At 69.1% G+C, this 15,900-nt stretch carries 14 protein-coding genes, 1 pseudogene and 1 CRISPR repeat array (1 of these 16 cut by a window edge); of the genes and pseudogenes, 3 read left to right on the forward strand and 12 right to left on the reverse strand.

All coding sequences use genetic code 11. The features are described 5' to 3' along the window. Positions 1-59: 59 nt before the first annotated feature. Positions 60-455, forward strand: a complete 396-nt coding sequence (locus OG735_RS41195) for a hypothetical protein (protein WP_327328692.1) — start codon at positions 60-62, stop codon at positions 453-455. A gap of 260 nt (positions 456-715) precedes the next feature. Here the strand turns inward: OG735_RS41195 and OG735_RS41200 are convergent, their stop codons facing one another. Continuing rightward, positions 716-841, reverse strand: a complete 126-nt coding sequence (locus tag OG735_RS41200; protein WP_327328693.1) for a hypothetical protein — start codon at positions 839-841, stop codon at positions 716-718. A gap of 482 nt (positions 842-1,323) precedes the next feature. Here OG735_RS41200 and OG735_RS41205 point away from each other — a divergent pair. Both OG735_RS41205 and OG735_RS41210 read left to right on the forward strand, forming a co-directional pair. Next, a pseudogene (locus OG735_RS41205) lies at positions 1,324-1,410 on the forward strand (transcriptional repressor LexA); the annotation flags it as partial. Between the two features lie 374 nt (positions 1,411-1,784). Beyond that, positions 1,785-3,065, forward strand: a complete 1,281-nt coding sequence (locus tag OG735_RS41210) for a pentapeptide repeat-containing protein (protein ID WP_327328694.1) — start codon at positions 1,785-1,787, stop codon at positions 3,063-3,065. A gap of 392 nt (positions 3,066-3,457) precedes the next feature. On the opposite strand, the gene OG735_RS41215 is transcribed toward OG735_RS41210, so the two are convergent. From OG735_RS41215 to cas3, 11 genes are all read right to left on the reverse strand, one after another. After that, the gene (locus OG735_RS41215; RefSeq protein ID WP_327328695.1) at positions 3,458-3,691 is read right to left on the reverse strand and encodes a hypothetical protein; all 234 of its coding nucleotides are present in this window, start codon (positions 3,689-3,691) and stop codon (positions 3,458-3,460) included. Positions 3,692-3,716: 25 nt separating this feature from the next. Next, positions 3,717-4,163, reverse strand: coding sequence for a hypothetical protein (locus OG735_RS41220; protein WP_327328696.1), 447 nt, complete (start codon positions 4,161-4,163; stop codon positions 3,717-3,719). Between the two features lie 21 nt (positions 4,164-4,184). Beyond that, complete coding sequence (locus OG735_RS41225) at positions 4,185-4,814, reverse strand: hypothetical protein (protein ID WP_327328697.1); 630 nt, start codon at positions 4,812-4,814, stop codon at positions 4,185-4,187. Between the two features lie 428 nt (positions 4,815-5,242). Next, positions 5,243-5,593 carry a type I-E CRISPR-associated endoribonuclease Cas2e gene (gene cas2e / locus OG735_RS41230; RefSeq protein ID WP_327328698.1) on the reverse strand — a complete coding sequence of 117 codons (351 nt, stop codon included), beginning with the start codon at positions 5,591-5,593 and terminating at the stop codon, positions 5,243-5,245. After that, positions 5,590-6,558, reverse strand: coding sequence for a type I-E CRISPR-associated endonuclease Cas1e (gene cas1e, locus OG735_RS41235; protein ID WP_327328699.1), 969 nt, complete (start codon positions 6,556-6,558; stop codon positions 5,590-5,592). The genes cas2e and cas1e overlap by 4 nt, the downstream gene beginning before the upstream one ends. A gap of 4 nt (positions 6,559-6,562) precedes the next feature. Then, complete coding sequence (gene cas6e / locus OG735_RS41240) at positions 6,563-7,336, reverse strand: type I-E CRISPR-associated protein Cas6/Cse3/CasE (protein WP_327328700.1); 774 nt, start codon at positions 7,334-7,336, stop codon at positions 6,563-6,565. Further along, complete coding sequence (cas5e, locus tag OG735_RS41245; protein WP_327328701.1) at positions 7,327-8,067, reverse strand: type I-E CRISPR-associated protein Cas5/CasD; 741 nt, start codon at positions 8,065-8,067, stop codon at positions 7,327-7,329. Before cas5e ends, cas6e begins: the two co-directional genes overlap by 10 nt. Next, a complete protein-coding gene (gene cas7e / locus OG735_RS41250) occupies positions 8,064-9,257 on the reverse strand; it encodes a type I-E CRISPR-associated protein Cas7/Cse4/CasC (protein WP_327328702.1) in 1,194 nt (397 codons plus the stop codon). Before cas7e ends, cas5e begins: the two co-directional genes overlap by 4 nt. After that, positions 9,254-9,949: a type I-E CRISPR-associated protein Cse2/CasB gene (gene casB / locus OG735_RS41255; RefSeq protein WP_327328703.1), complete on the reverse strand. Its 696-nt coding sequence runs from the start codon at positions 9,947-9,949 to the stop codon at positions 9,254-9,256. The genes cas7e and casB overlap by 4 nt, the downstream gene beginning before the upstream one ends. Then, entirely contained in the window at positions 9,946-11,643 is a 1,698-nt protein-coding gene (gene casA, locus OG735_RS41260) for a type I-E CRISPR-associated protein Cse1/CasA (RefSeq protein ID WP_327328704.1), read from the reverse strand. The genes casB and casA overlap by 4 nt, the downstream gene beginning before the upstream one ends. Then, positions 11,636-14,575: a CRISPR-associated helicase Cas3' gene (cas3, locus tag OG735_RS41265; protein ID WP_442812651.1), complete on the reverse strand. Its 2,940-nt coding sequence runs from the start codon at positions 14,573-14,575 to the stop codon at positions 11,636-11,638. The genes casA and cas3 overlap by 8 nt, the downstream gene beginning before the upstream one ends. Positions 14,576-14,814: 239 nt before the next feature. Continuing rightward, positions 14,815-15,900: direct repeats of the CRISPR family, unit length 29 nt; unit sequence CTGCTCCCCGCACCCGCGGGGATGGTCCC (it continues 656 nt past the right edge of the window).

The raw sequence follows: 15,900 nt of genomic DNA on the forward strand, positions 1-15,900 counted from the left end.
AGGATAAAAAACAAGCTGAAGGCCGGGGCCTGCTCGTCGACGTCCGGGTGTCGAAGGTGATGCCCAGGGTGGTCGCCGTGCCGTTCGGCTCGCGCCCGTCGCTCTGTCCGGTGAGGGCCTGGCGCCGCTGGAAGCAGGAGGCCGGACTCGACAGCGCCCCGGACGGATTCGCGTTTCGCCAGCTGCACTCCCGCTGGAAGACCGTCATGGAGGACGGGCTGGAGCCCGAATCCGTGGGCGACGTGCTGACCCGCATCGGGGAGAAGGCGGGTCTGGACATCCGGCCGACCGGGCACTCCCCGCGCCGTGGACTGGTCACCGAGTCCCAACGGGCCGGTCACGACGACCGCCAGGCCGAGAAGCAGGGCGGATGGGCCAAGGGCAGTCCGGTCATGCGCGGGTACCGCGAGGATGACGACCGTTGGGAGGAGAACGCCCTGATCGGCGTGCTGTAGGAGATGCTCGACGACGACGACGCCACCCGTACGCCCGGCAGTCAGCGCACTAGCCAGTGCGTTAAGGTGGGGGTACGTGTCTACAGTTGACACGGCGGGCCCCCGACGAGAGGTTCGCAGAACCACGAAAGACCCGAACCGGCGGCTACCGGCGCGGGTCTTTCGCGAGGTGGTTTGACTATCGAGCCCGGCCGTCCATCTCTCGGCCGGGCTCAGTCATGAGCACCAACCGTAAACGCCGGGAGCGCAGCCACGTCCCGCTAGAGCAGGACATTCTCCACCACCCAATTGACGATCGCCGCGATCACCAGAAGCCAATCGGCCACCGCCTGACCTATGGTCAGGCGCCGCTCATGGCTTTCTCGCTCAACACCGCGCTCTGTCATGTTGCCTCCCGCTCGATACCTGGGGTTGACCCTGAAGTCCAGGGCCTTCACCCGGAACTGGGTGAAGCTGTAGAGGTATCGGTGGAGAGGCAGCCACAAGCATACGGCGTGGGCCCGACCTTGAAGGACCGGGGACCACAACTCCTAGGCGGCTGAGGCAATCCAACCACTAGATCTGGGGTTTGAACGCCTTTCATATCCCGATGCGTGTCGCGCGGTGCGGGTCTGCCTCCGTGCCTGATTGCCGGTAAGCCACGCCGTACCGCGCATCAGATATCCCTGGTCAGCGCCCCTCAAAGCTCGGACGCCGGGGAACTCATCACGAGGAGCGGCGCCTGTCATCTGCCGTAACCGCCGCCCAGGACCTCCTCGCCGCAGTAGCCCGGACCTGCGGCTCCTTCACTCGAACGTGTGTTTGGCGCAACCTTTCGAAACCCACTACCGTTGTCCAGCTAGGGAGACCCTTCGAGAGGGGCCGACGTGTGACCACTACCGCGGACAGTGCCACCATCACTGCCCAGGACCTCTCCCAGGACCGATTCGAACCGGTGCATGCCATGAATGACGCGGCCTAGAACTCGACCGCGCCGGCGGTCTGATGGCACTGGAGCGGATCGGCGCGCTGTAACCCTCCCTAGGACACCGGGTCCTGCCGCCCCGCACTCCAAGGTCCTCGCCGGCTACCTCGAGGTCGTCGACCAGTGGGAGGACAACGCACTGCTCGGCGTGCTATAGGCATTCGTGGCTGACGACGACCGGCGGCCTGGCCGAGAGCGGGCAGGTGCACCTCGCCGCCCCCACGAGTGCCAGTACGCCGCCGAACAGTCGTCTCAGCCGACAGGCGGACGTGGAGCGCGCACATGGTGAAGGGGTGGCAGACAAACCGAGGTGGTATCACCAGGGCCGGGCGTCGGGCGGATGGCATGCCCCGCGCCTCTTGCGGGTGTGGATTGTCGCCCCGCTCGCCGTCCTCGGCACCATCGGCGCGGGCTGTCTGATCTACCGTTTCGTTGTCGACCGCCTCGTCGCCAACACCTCGGACGCCATCAAGACCACCCTCGCCATCCTCGCCCTGACCGGGGCCGTGCTGGCCGGTGTGTACGCCTACCGCAAGCAACGCATCGCCGAGAGCGACGCCCATCGCGCCGACGCCAACCAGTTCGCCGACCGCTACACCACAGTGGCCGAACAGCTCGGCCACGAGAAGGCCGCCGTACGCCTCGCCGGCGTCTACGCTCTCGCCAGGCTCGCGGACGACTGGGAAGAACAGCGCCAGGTGTGCATCGATGTCCTGTGCGCTTATCTGCGCATGCCATACCAAACCAACCCGGGTTCCCCCGAGTACAAGGAGGGCGAACGCGAAGTCCGGCACACCGTCATCCGCCTCATCCGAGATCACCTCAGCCTTCCGCCCGCGCATCCGCACTCCTGGCAGGGCCTCGACTTCGACTTCACGGCCGTCACGTTCGACGGGGGAGACCTGTCCGGTGCGACGTTCTCCGGCGGCACGATCAGCTTCAACCGAGCGGAGTTCTCCGACGGCACGGTCAGCTTCAGCGGCGCGGCGTTCTCCGGCGGTGAGGTGTCCTTCGGCCGGGCGACGTTCTCGGGCGGCATCGTGTCCTTCGACCGGGCGACGTTCTCCGGCGGCAAGGTGCTCTTCCGCCGCGTTTCCTTCTCCGGCGGCGCCGTGTTCTTCGACGAGTCGAGTTTCACCGGTGGTGAGGTGTCCTTCGACCGGGCGGACTTCTCTGACGGCATCGTGTCCTTCTACCAGGCGGACTCCTCCGGCGGCAGGCTGTCCTTCGACCGGGCGAACTTCTCCGGCGGCAAGGTGGAGTTCGTCGGATCGAGGTTCGTTGGCGGCAGGGTGGGCTTCGACCAGGCGACGTTCTCCAGCGGCACGGTCACCTTCCACGTGGGTTTCATGGGCGCCAAGGTGGACTTCGACGGGGCGACGTTCTCCGGCGCCAGGGTGGACTTCAACTGGTCGGCGTTTTCCAGCGGCACGGTGTCGTTTCGCGGAGCTGCCTTTCCCGGCGGCAGGGTGTCCTTCGACCAGGCGGACTTCTCCGGCAGCACGGTGATCTTCCTCGGGGCTTCCTTCTCCGGCGGCACCGTGGACCTGCAGTCCGTCGCCTCGTGGGCGAGGCCGCCTCTTTTCGGCACAGGGGTGTGGGGTAACGCCCCTGCGGGACTGGCTCTGCCCTCTCCAAGCCAGTGAGATAGAGATTCCTGGACGTTGAACATCCTTGTTGGACACCGGAGGCCGACTCCGGCCCAGCATGTCGCCGTCCGGCCATCCCTGTCCCAGAACCGATCGGTTCCCGAACACCGGCAGCGCGGCACAGGACAGCCGACTGCCGGTGTTCGGGAACGGTGTCCAACAACGGCGTCACTACGGTGCGCCGGTTCAGCTGTGCGGATCCCAGGCCCCCATTGGCGGTTCCGCATGCCGATCTGTACGCCGCCGATAGCCGTGACCGTGCTCCCGATGGCGCCCACGGTGGCCGCAGCCTCCGTGTTGTGGGTCGGGGCACCAACCACCGTTCCGGTGATCCCCGAGACGGATGTCGACGCCCGCGTCACGCAGGGCGCGGATCTTCTCCTCTTCCTTCACCTTGGTCTCGATGAAGTTCTCGATGTCGGGGTGGTCGACGTCGAGGATGACATCTTCGCGTCCGGGCCGAGCCGCCTGTCGGAGAGGTTGCCCCACTGGTCGATGGGGCGGAAGGCCGGGCCGCCGTCGAAGCCGGCGGCTTCCTTCCAGGCCAGCCAGCAGCGCACCGGGCAGGTCTCGGGGTGCTCGCCGTACGCCACCACGACGTCGCGGGCCGCCGTTCCTGACACCCAGAACCCTCGGCGTGGCCATGACCTACGGGTCGATGAGGTATGCCTTCTCCCCGACCATGAGAGGAGCATCGGCGGGACCTTTGATGTACGGGCCTCGCCAGATCACGCGGTGTTCCTGTCGGCTGGGGTACCACTGGCGGACCTTGTGCATCCGTACGGGCCACCGGTGGTGGTAGACCCGCTTGTTCTCTTCGTTCTCGTCCGTGGCGCGTTGCGCGGGCACCTGGCTGGTGAGCCGGATGATCCGGACATCGGGATCGTGCGGCGCTGAGGGGCGGCCCTGAGATGCCTGGCCTGCGGGCGGCTTGTGCGCAGTTGGCCCGATGGCCGTGACGCCCTGGGCGATCAGCCGCCAGAAGGCGAACATGTAGCGGCCGGTGAAGTCGTCGTATGTGTCATCGACTCGACCACCGCCCCACTCTCCGATCTCGGGAACCGGCTCCGCACGCCACTGGGATGCCTGGTTCAAGGCCGTCTGCAGCTCGCGGTGCTAAGCGGAGAGAGCAGTCAGGGTTTCGCTGCTCTCCTCCGCGAGGCAGCCGTCTCCCCGGATCCCGTACATGCCGTCGGGTACCAACGGCGGGAACGGCGTCCCACTGGCCCGCGCGTGCGCGACGGCGAGACGCCATTCGGCCGGCTGGACGGGACCGTCGCGGTCCATGAACGTGGTGACCCGCACGCCCGGGTACTGGGCTGGGGGCAGGATCTGGTGCTGAACGGTGAACTGCCAGCCGAAGGCCGCAGTGTCCGACAGCGAACCAATGCGATTGACGATCACCACGGGTTCGGGCAGTACCAGGAGTCCGTTGGGCGTCACGATGTCCCGATCCCGGTCCAGCGTGCTGAGGTCAGCCGGCTCGAGCGTCGCCGCGGCGGCCATCACCGCAGCGTGCGCTGCGGGAGAGATGACGAACACCTCCGCGTCCCTGAGCAGGCGCCGGATCTGCTTCATCTGCCAGTCGGCTGCCTCCTGCGGGCCACGCGGCCATGGCGGCCGCACCCCCTGCTTGCCCAGCACCAAAGAGAAGGCCAAGTCCCACTCCTTGCCGGCGGGCGCGTCGCTGTCTACCAGCACGCTGTGCATCTCCGACACGACATTGTTGAGGTTCTCCGTCAGCATGGCGCGCACCCACGGATTACCCTGCAGAAGCCGCAGAGATTCCCGCCTCGCCCTGTGCGCAGCGCGGCCCCAGCCGGACGCCGTCCACTGGCCCGCCTTCTCGCGGCTCCGCTCCCGCTTGCCCCGGCTCGCCTTTCCCACCCCAGCCCCTCCCCCTGATGGCCGATGCAGACAGCCGTACCCCACCGCTGTCGCCGCGACACGGCCCCAACCGGTCACAGCGTTCTTCCTCGGCTGCGCTGCCAATCTGCCGAGCCTGGCAGCGCAGCCTCTAGCCTCACGGCTCCGTGGACTGGGCGAGTAGGCGGACATCCGAGACCCTTTGTCGAGGGGGACCATCCCCGCGGGTGCGGGGAGCAGACTGCGTGAGCTGCCCCTTTAGCATGGGTTGATTCCGACAACTCAACCAAAGCTGACAAAGGAGTAATTCAGCTCCTTCCGAAGCGGCGTCGTTTGGCTGCCGTGCTCCAGCCCGGTTTCGGTGCGGTCGTCGTCGGTGCGGGGTTGGCGTTCGGGCGCCGGATCAGGGTCAGGCCCTCGTGGTCGACGGGGTGCCAGCCGTGGTCGTGGGTCCGGAAGGTGAATCCCTGCTCGTTGTTGGTCGTGTGGGCGAGGAGGGCGCGGCCCTGGCCCGCGTACTGTCTTACTTCCTCCCACAGGGCGTCGCGGATTCTTGCCGACGGGTTGCCGATGAACACGCCCGCGGAGATCTCCAGGAGCCAGCGGGTGAGGAAACCCCGCAGCCCCGCGGGGCAGTTGGTGAGGACGATCACGGTCACCAGGTCATCACCTCGTCCTCGACGCTGCTGTCTCCGTAGTTGCGTCCGGCGGCGACCTGGTTGCCTCTGTCGCTTTGCAGCGTGACAACGTCCTGGTCGCTGAGCCCTGCACTGCTCTTGGTCTCCGGCAGGAGGAGGCGCTTGATGTCGTCGACGCAGCGGTCCAGCAGGGACGTTTCGTTGATGCGGTCGCGCAGGGCGCGGCGGGTGCGCGGGCCGACGTCTTCGGGGTCCTCCGTCGCAATGTCGAAGGCCAGGGGGATGCCTAGTTCGGTCTTGTAGAGATCGGCGATGTCCAGGACGAAGGAGAGTTCGTGGCCGGAGTGGATGAAGCCCAGTGCGGTACTGCACCCCAGGGATGCCACGACGGCGTGGGCGATGCCGTACATGCACTGGGCGGCCGCGGTGAGTGCCTGGTTGACTGGGTCGCTGCCGGCGAAGTCGCCCGGGGCGTACTTACGGCCGCGCCACGGGATTCCGGTGCGCGCAGCCTGCGCCCGGTAGCAGTCTTTGACTCGTCGGCCTTCGCGGCCGAGCAGCTCGTGGCGGGTGAGCCCGGCCGGGTCCTCGTCGGGGAAGCGCAGGCGGTACATCGCGCGGGCGACAGCAAGGCGGTTGCGGGCGTTGGCCCATTGGACGGCCTGTGCCTCCGCGAGCGCTGATGAGCGGGTCAGAGCGCGGCCGCCGGCGTAATAGCGCACGCCCTGCTCCCCCACCCAGGCGACAGCCGCGCCGGTCTCCCCCAGCACGCTCATCGCTTGGTGGGTGATACGGGTGCCTGGGCCGAGGAGGAGCGTGCCGATCGTCGCCGACGGGATGTGGGTGGTGCCGTCGGCATCCTCGGCGGTTATAGCGTTGGCATCCCGGTGGACCGTGCACCGCTCGAGATAGATGAAGGACACCCGTTCGCTGGTGCGGGTGAGGTGGCGCGGCGTGAGAGCTGCGCGCCGCGAGACGGTTGTCACGTGCTCACCTGCCAACGGGCAGGGGTGCCAGGGTCATCAGGCCGCAGCCGTACGCCTTGGCCCGGCCGAGTCCTTGGGTGAGGGTGCGGCGCAGTGCTTCGGGGTCGATGACCTCGAGGCGGCCGTCGAAGGTGACGGTTACCAGGCTGACGGGGCGCCCCTTCGAGGCCTTTTGTTCGCGGGACTTGTCGAAAGCCAGGTCCCGCCGGTCGCGGACGTTCAACTCGTACCGGTCGCCGTGGTGTTCCTGCTTCATGTGCGTTATTCCGCCAGGCAGGAGCCGCTTACTGTCGGGCTTCTCGAGGATGCGGAAGCCACAGCGTTCCTGGCGGTCGAGGAGCCAGGACATCTGGTGGACGGGTGTGAGGTGAGCAGTGCGCTTTCGCGGTTCGTCGTCCTTGCGCCTGATGTGGTGGACCGGATTGGCCGTCAGGCGGAACGCCCACGTGTCGCCCGCGGCAAGACGGTCCAGGAGTGGGCCGTAGGGCTTGCTCTGCCACCCGGGGGTGTCCGGATCGGCGGCCGCCGCCGGCCAGCCAGCCTGCTCGACAAGGTGGGTCAGATCGGGCCGGGCCGGGCTGACGATGTACAGCATCACCTCGGCGCGCGCGTTGTGGTCGAGGCGCCACAGCACGCGGGGAGCGTCGGGGGTTGAAGAGTCTGTGGGCAGGAGTCCGGGGAACGACGACATGACGGCCGCGTGCAGGACCTGAGGTGAGAAGAGCAGACGGCGGGCACCGGGGCGCGCGGTGTTCACTCGGAAGCGGGTCAGGAACATCGGGCGCTCTCTTCCTCCAGAGCATCGAACGGATCGTGCCGGGGCGCCGAGCGAGTGGGTGCGGCAGCCGGGTTGGGGACTTCCACGGTTGTGCTGAGGACGGTGCGCAGGGCGTGGCGGCGGTGTTCGGCGGCGAAGCTGAGGGGCTGGTCGCGCAGGACGTCCGCGTGGTGCTCGTGATCGTCGGCCTCGCGCAAAACGGCCAGCGACACGGTGGCATCGCGGCGGCGCTGCCTGCGGTACCAGGGCGCCGCCTGCCACGGCTCGTCCTGCAGGGCCTGGTGGAGGGAGGTGACGCTGGCGTGGAGAGCGAGTTCGATCGGTAGGGCGGGCGGGCAGGAGCGGCGGCCTAGGTAGGGCGCGTACACGGGTGCGCGCAGCGCGGCGTGCAGCGCGGCGAGGAGCGTGCGGTCGCCTTCGAGAGCGGCGACGAAGACGGCATCGGCGAGGTAGAAGCGCTCGGACAGCGGCATGGACTTGCCGGTGACGCCGTGGTGCGCGGTGTGGAAGTCCCGTACCCGAGTGCCGGGCTGGTCGATCCGTACGCCGAACCTCAGCGCCGCCAGCGGCTCCAGCCTCTCATCGTCCCCCCGTTCGATGCCGGCCGCGGCGGCGAGCATGCCGACGACGCCGCTCTTGGTCGGCGCGGACTCGGTCGTGCGGCGGGTGAAGCGGGCGGAGGCCCCCCAGGACTGCAGGGGGCCCGCAAGCCGCAGGGTGAGCACACTCATGCGGGCTTCTCCAGGCGCTCGGCAACGGCCTGGCCAACCGAGGCGACGAGCTCGCCGAGGTTCTCGGACTCGGTGCCGATCCCGCCCAGCCTCTGGGTGTTCGGGCCGACGCGCAGCACCCAGGTGAGGGTGGAGTCCTCGTCGCCGTAGGCGCGTTCGATGTCGGGGATGTATTCGGCCAGGCGCTCGGACGCCTCGCGAACGTGGCCGCCCTGGTCGCCGCGCACCGGATCCTCGAAGGCTGCGACGAAGCTGACGGGCCGGGTGGTGCGCAGCTTGACGATCACGGCGTCCGGCAGCGTGTGGTGCCCGAAAGTGTTGATCTTGCCGGTGGGCAGCGAGGCGACGAAGCCGTGGACGAAAGCCTCGACGGCCCGGCGGACCGGGTCGGTACGCGGCTCGTCCTCGCGCAGGCCCTGGCCGAGGTTGGCGGCGAGCTGGTGAACGCCGAGCGCTGCGTAGCGGTAGAGGGTGGCGGAGTTGAAGTCGACGGTGCCGATCATGCCGGCACCGGTCTCCTCGTCGGTGTTCTCGTCGTCGACGGCGGTGTAGTAGTCGGACTCGTTCTCGACACGGTGGACGCTGATGGCGTGAGCGACCTGGACGGCGGCGTCGACGTTGATGTCGGCGGCGTCGGCCACCATGCGGCCGAACAGGGCGATATCGACGGAGTGGCGGGTGTCGGCGATCTCCTTGGCCTTGTCCTTGCTCTTCTTGTCCTTCAGGTACGCCGTGATATCGGCTGCGCCGTCGACGGCGAGGCGGGCCAGGCCCTCGAGTTGGCGGGCGCTGAGGAACACCAGGTACTTCGCCTCGGGCGCCGGGTCCGGCTCGGCTGCTTTGGCGGCCGTCGCCTTGCGCGTGGGAACGTCGGTCTTCAGGCCGGTAGCCTTCACAGTCTCGTCCGCGATCCGCAGCGCGGTCTCACGCGTGAGCGAGGGATCGAGGGCCGTGATCCGGCTGGCGACCGCCTCCACAATCTTCTTGGTCCGCACGCCGAGTTCGCTCGCGTCCAGCAGATGCTCGTCCTTGAAGTAGGTGCGGGTCGCCCGCTTCCAAGCCTGGCTGGAGACGCGGGCGCGCGGCACTCCCCCGTACACCGCCGTCTTCGGCGCGCCGGTGTCGTCGCGGTTGAGGTTGCTGGGCGGGACGGTCTGCAGGGCGTGCACGTCGAGGAAGATGCGGTTCACGAGGCGTCCTTGTCGGTGTCCGTGGTGGTGTCGGTATCTGCAGCAGGGCCGGCGGCAGAGGGCGGACCGCCGTCCTTGGGCTTGTCGTACCAGGCGTGGAAGGAACGGCCCCACTCCCTACGGACGGCGTCTGCGCCACCAGGCCACTGCCAGGTGTAGAGCTGCCCTGCGAGCAGCGCGTAGTCGAGCTCGATGTCCCCGCGGCGCAGCAGGACGACGATGTCGCGCAGCCGCTGGGCGAGGGCAGGCAGATCGGGGGCGGTGCCGGCGCGGACCAGGCGCTTGCGCAGGGGTTCGTCGATCTCGCCGGACTTCATCATCCGGCGTACGGCGGCTCCCAGGCCCCGGCGACGGTCCGACCGGTCGGCTTGGTACATGCCGGAGCGGCGGGACTGCTGGTGCAGGGCGTAGAGGGTGAGCGCGACGTGCAGGGCGTCCTCGGCCCGGACCAGTTCGCTCTCGCTCATCGGCCGAACGCCGTCCGGAGTTTGGTGCAGGGGACCGGTCTCGATCAGGGTCCACAGGTCGGGCAGCTGCCCGGCATCCCGGCCGGCGCCGCGCCGGAGTCGGGCGAGGGCCGCGACGGCGTGGGACTGGTCGGCGAGGTAGCCCCGCTGCAGGACGTCGATATGGTCGGCGGCAAGCCGGGCGACCCGCTCGCGCGGAGTGACAGGTGCGGTGACGGTGGTCATGCGGGTGCCTTCGCGGTGGTCTCGGGCGCCGGCGCTGCGTCCGCGACCGGCGGCATGTCGGTGGAGTCAGGGCGCCCCAGGCCCTTGTGCAGAGCGGCGCGGAACCACTTGCCGACGAGCGCGGAGTTGAGCCACTCAGTGCCGTGCTTGAGCTGTATGGTCCGGCCCTGCCAGGCCGCGTCCCCGGCCGCATCCATCAGCCGGTCACCGAGCCGGCCGACGATCTCGTACACCTGCTGCTGCCAGGCGGTGCGCTGCACGTACGGGTCGTCGGTGTCGGTGAGGCAGGCGAGCCAAGTGCGGTACGGGGCCTCGAGGAGGCCGTAGGCGAGATCCCGTGCGGCAGAGCGGGGCCCGTCGCTCTGGGTGCCGGCCGCGCGTCCCAGATTGGTGGCGAGGTCGCCGAGGGCATTGACCGCAAGGTCTGCATCGGCAACGGCTGCGACGGCCTGCTCGGCGTAGTGCCGGTCCTGCTTGTGGAGCAGGACGACAGCCATGGAGACGTGGTCATCGACGATCTCGTCGATGACGGATTGCTGGGTGCCGTACTGCGGACCGATCACCCTGGCCCGGATGAGGAATCCGCGTTCCAGTTCCCCTTCCGTCACCAGGCGGGCGATCCACTCCAGGACACCGGGCCGCAGATACTCTGCGGCCTCCGAGCCCTGCGAAGCTTCGCTCCGGTCGGCGATCAGTGAGGCGATCCCCCGCCACGCGGAGCGGGCCGGATCGTGTTCCCGCGGCAGGTAGGCCAGTGCCTCTCCGTGCTTCTTCTCCTGTGCCTTGCTGCGCCGCCAGGCAGTCATCGGCTCGACCGTATGTTTGTTGCGCGCGGTGAGGGGGTCGCCGTAGCCGAGAACAACGCCGTGCACGCCGTCGGCGTCGAAGTGGAGCCGCAGGCGGCGGGTCTGCCAGGTGTACAGGTCGCGTACGCCTGAGGGCTGGCGCTGCGGCATTGCCCCGGGGCTGCATACCTCGCGCCGCCAGGCCGGGCGGTCGTCGCCATCGAACCGCAGACCGCCGGTGTCGGCCGCGACCAGGTTGAGCAGCAGCGTCTCGCGCAGGGTGCGTCCCTCCGCGAACACTCCGCCGAGGTTGCCGGCCCAGCCGACGCCGAGCGGGTACACCTTGCCGCCCTTGACACGCTCATCGCCGACCGTGCCCGTCTTGATGCCGGAGGTGTCGTAGGCGTGGGCGTGGACGACCCAGCGGGCGGCCTCGGCGAAGGTGAGCCGGTCGACGGAGGGCATTCTCGAGCTGAAAAACGGCTCGCCGTTGGGGACGTCGGCGACGATCCGGTTGAGCGAGAACACTTCGTCCTTCGCCGTGCGTAATCCAGCGACCTGGAAGAACGGTGCGTGCGCGGCGAGCAGGTCGAACAGGCCACGGTGTTCGTCGAGGTAGGCAGCTACGGGAGCCAAGCACTCCTCGTCCACCCATAACTCCGCCCAGTGGTCGATGTCGCGTGGCCCGTCGAGGGCGTCGTGGGCCAGGGCGAGCAGCAGCCGTATCAGCGCGAACTCCTGGGTGGGCAGGTCCCCGACGACGCGGCGCAGACGGCCAGCCTGGTCGAAGACCTCCCGCAGCGAGAGGTCGTCCTGCGTGCCGTCCAGCCTGAGCACCGGAATCCACGGACGCGTGGTGAGCTCGAACGACAGCACGCCGCCGCCGCTGCTCTGGTCGGTTTCAGGCACGGGTCACCTCGAGACCATTGGACTGGCTGTAGTTGAGCTGGAACCCTGCCAGATGGGTCTGACAGTCCTCGTCGAGCGCGAGAATCAACTGGCCGGCGAGCCAGTGGCTGTCCTTCACCTGCCAGGCGCGAACGTGCAGTTCCTCGAGCTCGTCGATCGCCTGGTCCATGACGTCTGCGTAGCTGAACTGAATCGGCAGACGCAGCCCGCAGCTCGCCGCGGTGCGCGCCGCCAGGGTTGCCGGTACTTGGTCGGTGGGCAGCCCCAACCCTGCCAGCATGCGTCCCTTGCGGTCCGGTTCGAGCCACGGCACCGTGGCCAGGGTGCCGTCGGCCCGCCGCTGTACGACGACGACCTCCAGGCTCTCGCGGCTGTCGCGTACCTGAGCCTTGCCCGCAGGGGTGTCGTCCGCGTCGCCGACACCTGCCGCAACCCAGCCGAACAGCGGCCTGCCGGGCCTGGCGGCCGCATCGAGCCGGAAGGTCGCAGCCCGCTCGGCCTGGTCCGCGCGGTGCTCCTCGTGACGTGCGCGAGCGGCTTCGAGCGACTCGGCCCATTCGGCCGGGCCGTCGGGGCCGTCGGCGTAAGCGCGCTGCACCAGCGCACTGATGTCACTCGGCAGCCGCACCGGGCGCCGCGGGCCGTCGTTTCCGCCGTTGAGGTGCGGCAGCAGAGCGGCGGCGGAACGCAGCAGCGCATAGGCCCCGTACACGGCGACCGATCCGCGCACCGGTTCGGGAACGTCCTCAGTCCAGTCGACACCGGTGACCAGACAGCGCGCTGTGCGCAGCCGCTCAGGCCGGTCGGCCTGCCCTTCCCCGCCGCGCAGGTGGCGGTGGAGGCGCCCCATGCGCTGCAGCAGCAGGTCGACCGGGGCGAGGTCGGTGACCAACAGGTCGAAATCGACGTCGAGGGACTGCTCGGCGACCTGGCTGGCGACGACGATGTGCGCTCCTGCGGGCCGGCCCTCGGCCTTGCCAGGCGGCCCGAAGCGCCGGAGCAGGTCTGCGTCCTTGGCGGCCCGGTCGACGTCGATGAAGCAGGAATGGGCGACGGTCACGATCGTGTCGCCGAACCTCTGCCGCAGCACCGCGGCCGCTTGAAGAACCCGGCGGACGGTGTTGCGCACGACGAGGACGCAACCGCCGCCTGCGAGTTCGGTCTCCAGCCGGTCGGCCAGGATGTCCAGGTCGTCCTCGAGGCGCTCCAGCTCGACGTCGGTGGTGCGGGCGGATGCCGCCGGGTACCGCATGACGGGAGTACCACCAGGCGTGACGGCCGTCAGGAGCGGATAGTCGCCGGCCGCGGCGACGGCGTCGAACGCTGCCGCGGCCCCACCGGTCGCCTTGCCCGCGTACGCCTCTGCCAGCTCCCGCCGCCGGGCCGCAGGCAGCGTCGCAGACAGCACGACCACGGGCACCCGGTAGGCACCCAGCCACGACAGCACCCGGTCGAGGTAGACGCTCATGTACGTGTCGTAGGCATGCGCCTCGTCGATGACGACGACCTTGCTGGCGACCGCGAGGTGGCGGAGCGCCAAATGCCGGCTTTTCAGGCCGGCGAACAGCAGCTGGTCGATGGTGCCCGCGACGAAAGACGACAGCATCGCCTTCTTGCGTCCGCGCAGCCAGGCGTGGGCGACAAGCTCAGCCGGAGCGGCACGGGTGCTGTCCGAGGGCCGCCGCCGGGCCGACGGCGGTGCGTCCACGTCAACGGCGGCAATGCGGCCACCGCGGCGTATGAGGCCGGCGAAATCCTCGTTGAGAGCTGCCTTGGAGTGCGCGAGAAGAACGGAGTGGCGTGCCCCCTCCTCGGCGGGCAGCCGCTCCAGCCAGTCCAGCAAGCGGGGAAACATCGCGTTGCCGGTGGCCATCGTCGGCAGCGCGAAAAACACGCCGCCCGCACCGGAACGGGCGGCGAAGATCTCGGCGGCGGCCAGCGCGGCCTCGGTCTTCCCCTCCCCCATCGGCGCCTCGACGATCACCAGGCCTGGCTCGTCCATCCCCCGTGCGAGTCCGACGGCCGCTTCCTGCACCGGCCGGACCCGCGCACCCGACGGCAGACCGAACCGAGACTCGAACAGCTCCTGCGCGTCTCCGACCAGTTCCCTCGGGATCCATTGCGCGGGCAGGTCCAACCCCTGCCACGCGGCGGCCACACGCTCCTCGCTGCTGCGGCGCACGTCCTCGGGGAAGTACGGGAACAGGTCCGGATTGCTGGCGATCCAGTCAGAGACGATGACCAGCGCCGTGAGCAACACCTGGACGGGCTGCGGCAGTTTCACCACCCGCCACTGACCGAGCCGGTCCCGCACCCCGTACTCGTCCGCGCAGGCGTCGAGCAGTTCCTCCTGCACCCGCCGCCACACCGCACGGCTCTCCCCGGGGGTGCGCAGCAGATGCTCATGCTTGTGCACAGCCAAGATCTGCCCGTGCTCCGGAGGCACGCCGTGATGGCCGCCCACAATGACCGTGAACTGTCCGGTCTGCTTCACCGTCCAGCCATGACGTTCCTCGAGCCACTCCCCCAGCAGCACCTGACCGGCCAGTCCGTGTGGCGCAATCCTGCGGTCCGGGCCCATCGCCTTGGGTGAGCGCATCTCGAGGCCCTGGCCGCGCATTCGGTCAGCGAGCTGGTCGACCTGACAAGCGAACGCCGGCGTCGCCTTCCCGATGTCATGCACCGCCGCCAGCCACACCGCAAGACGCCGGGCATCGGGCGCACCGCCCGGCAGCGCCCCGGCGATCAACCGCTGAACGTTCACCGGTAACCATGAGTCCCATAACAGGCCTGCCACGGCGGCGCTGTCCTCCATGTGCCGCCATAGCGGCAGCCACCCATCAGACTGCCTGTCGTGCTTGGCCCACACCGTCAGCACCGGTCCGTCAAGCCTGCCTCTGAGCCCTGAGCGGGACTCCCCCTCACCCGTCATGCCAGATGAATACATGGAAAACACAGCTCTGGACGCCTATATGAGAAAAACCCAGAAGTCAGCCCGCGCTCTTGAGACAGATGCCGACTAGCATGCGGACGGCCTCGTATAGTGACCGCTTTGCCTTGCACCCTCGGCGATGCCGACAGAACATTGAGGGCTTTATGGGCGATTTGCCGGACTCAATGAAACTGTGCGAAACCCGCATGCCCCCGCGATGAAACTGCAGGTCACGCAGCCTGCTCCCCGCACCCGCGGGGATGGTCCCTGAGCCCGGAGGGGACCATGGCCGACCGGCAACTGCTCCCCGCACCCGCGGGGATGGTCCCGACGGCCCACGGCTTGCCGATCCGGCCGGAAACTGCTCCCCGCACCCGCGGGGATGGTCCCGGTCAGGCCCTCGTCGCGGAGGGCCTTGAGTACTGCTCCCCGCACCCGCGGGGATGGTCCCACGGCCGGCTTCTTCGGCGCCGCAGCTGTCGGCTGCTCCCCGCACCCGCGGGGATGGTCCCGGCGACGGCGCCGAGGATGTGGAAGAACATCTGCTCCCCGCACCCGCGGGGATGGTCCCACCGGAAGGTGCGTGAAGTACCTTCCGACGAGCTGCTCCCCGCACCCGCGGGGATGGTCCCCGCACCTCGCTGTGCGGGCCGGAGCACACCAGCTGCTCCCCGCACCCGCGGGGATGGTCCCTCGGCGAACATGTCGATCGGCGACTCGACCGTCTGCTCCCCGCACCCGCGGGGATGGTCCCTCCGGAGAGGTGGCGTCCACATGACAGATGAGCTGCTCCCCGCACCCGCGGGGATGGTCCCACCAAGGAGGGCGTCGCCAGCGCCGAGGCCGGCTGCTCCCCGCACCCGCGGGGATGGTCCCGACCGGCACACCGATCTGTACCGACAGCGGGTCTGCTCCCCGCACCCGCGGGGATGGTCCCTCCGGTCAATGCGGTGACGAACGCGCCGTTCTCTGCTCCCCGCACCCGCGGGGATGGTCCCACGAACGCCTTCGAGCCTGGCGAGGACTCGGTCTGCTCCCCGCACCCGCGGGGATGGTCCCTACATGAACCGCCTGGGCCGCTGGGCGAACCAGCTGCTCCCCGCACCCGCAGGGATGGTCCCTAGCCCCGAAACGGGCAGAGTTGGGCCCTGACCTGCTCCCCGCACCCGCGGGGATGGTCCCTCGGAGAAGAAGCATCACCCGCCGCCACCGGACTGCTCCCCGCACCCGCGGGGATGGTCCCGCGACCAGGGGGCCGGAGCCACGCTTCACGCCCTGCTCCCCGCACCCGCGGGGATGGTCCCCCAGCGGATGTGTGCGGCCGT

The organism is Streptomyces sp. NBC_01210 (genome assembly GCF_036010325.1).
GTDB lineage: Bacteria > Actinomycetota > Actinomycetes > Streptomycetales > Streptomycetaceae > Streptomyces.

Bases quoted from the DNA above. Each gene is read 5' to 3' on its own strand.
- casB (WP_327328703.1), bottom strand. From the start codon at position 9,949: ATGACCACCGTCACCGCACCTGTCACTCCGCGCGAGCGGGTCGCCCGG.
- OG735_RS41195 (WP_327328692.1), top strand. From the start codon at position 60: ATGCCCAGGGTGGTCGCCGTGCCGTTCGGCTCGCGCCCGTCGCTCTGT.
- OG735_RS41225 (WP_327328697.1), bottom strand. From the start codon at position 4,814: ATGCTGACGGAGAACCTCAACAATGTCGTGTCGGAGATGCACAGCGTG.
- cas3 (WP_442812651.1), bottom strand. From the start codon at position 14,575: ATGACGGGTGAGGGGGAGTCCCGCTCAGGGCTCAGAGGCAGGCTTGAC.
- cas6e (WP_327328700.1), bottom strand. From the start codon at position 7,336: ATGTTCCTGACCCGCTTCCGAGTGAACACCGCGCGCCCCGGTGCCCGC.
- cas5e (WP_327328701.1), bottom strand. From the start codon at position 8,067: ATGAGTGTGCTCACCCTGCGGCTTGCGGGCCCCCTGCAGTCCTGGGGG.
- OG735_RS41200 (WP_327328693.1), bottom strand. From the start codon at position 841: ATGACAGAGCGCGGTGTTGAGCGAGAAAGCCATGAGCGGCGCCTGACC.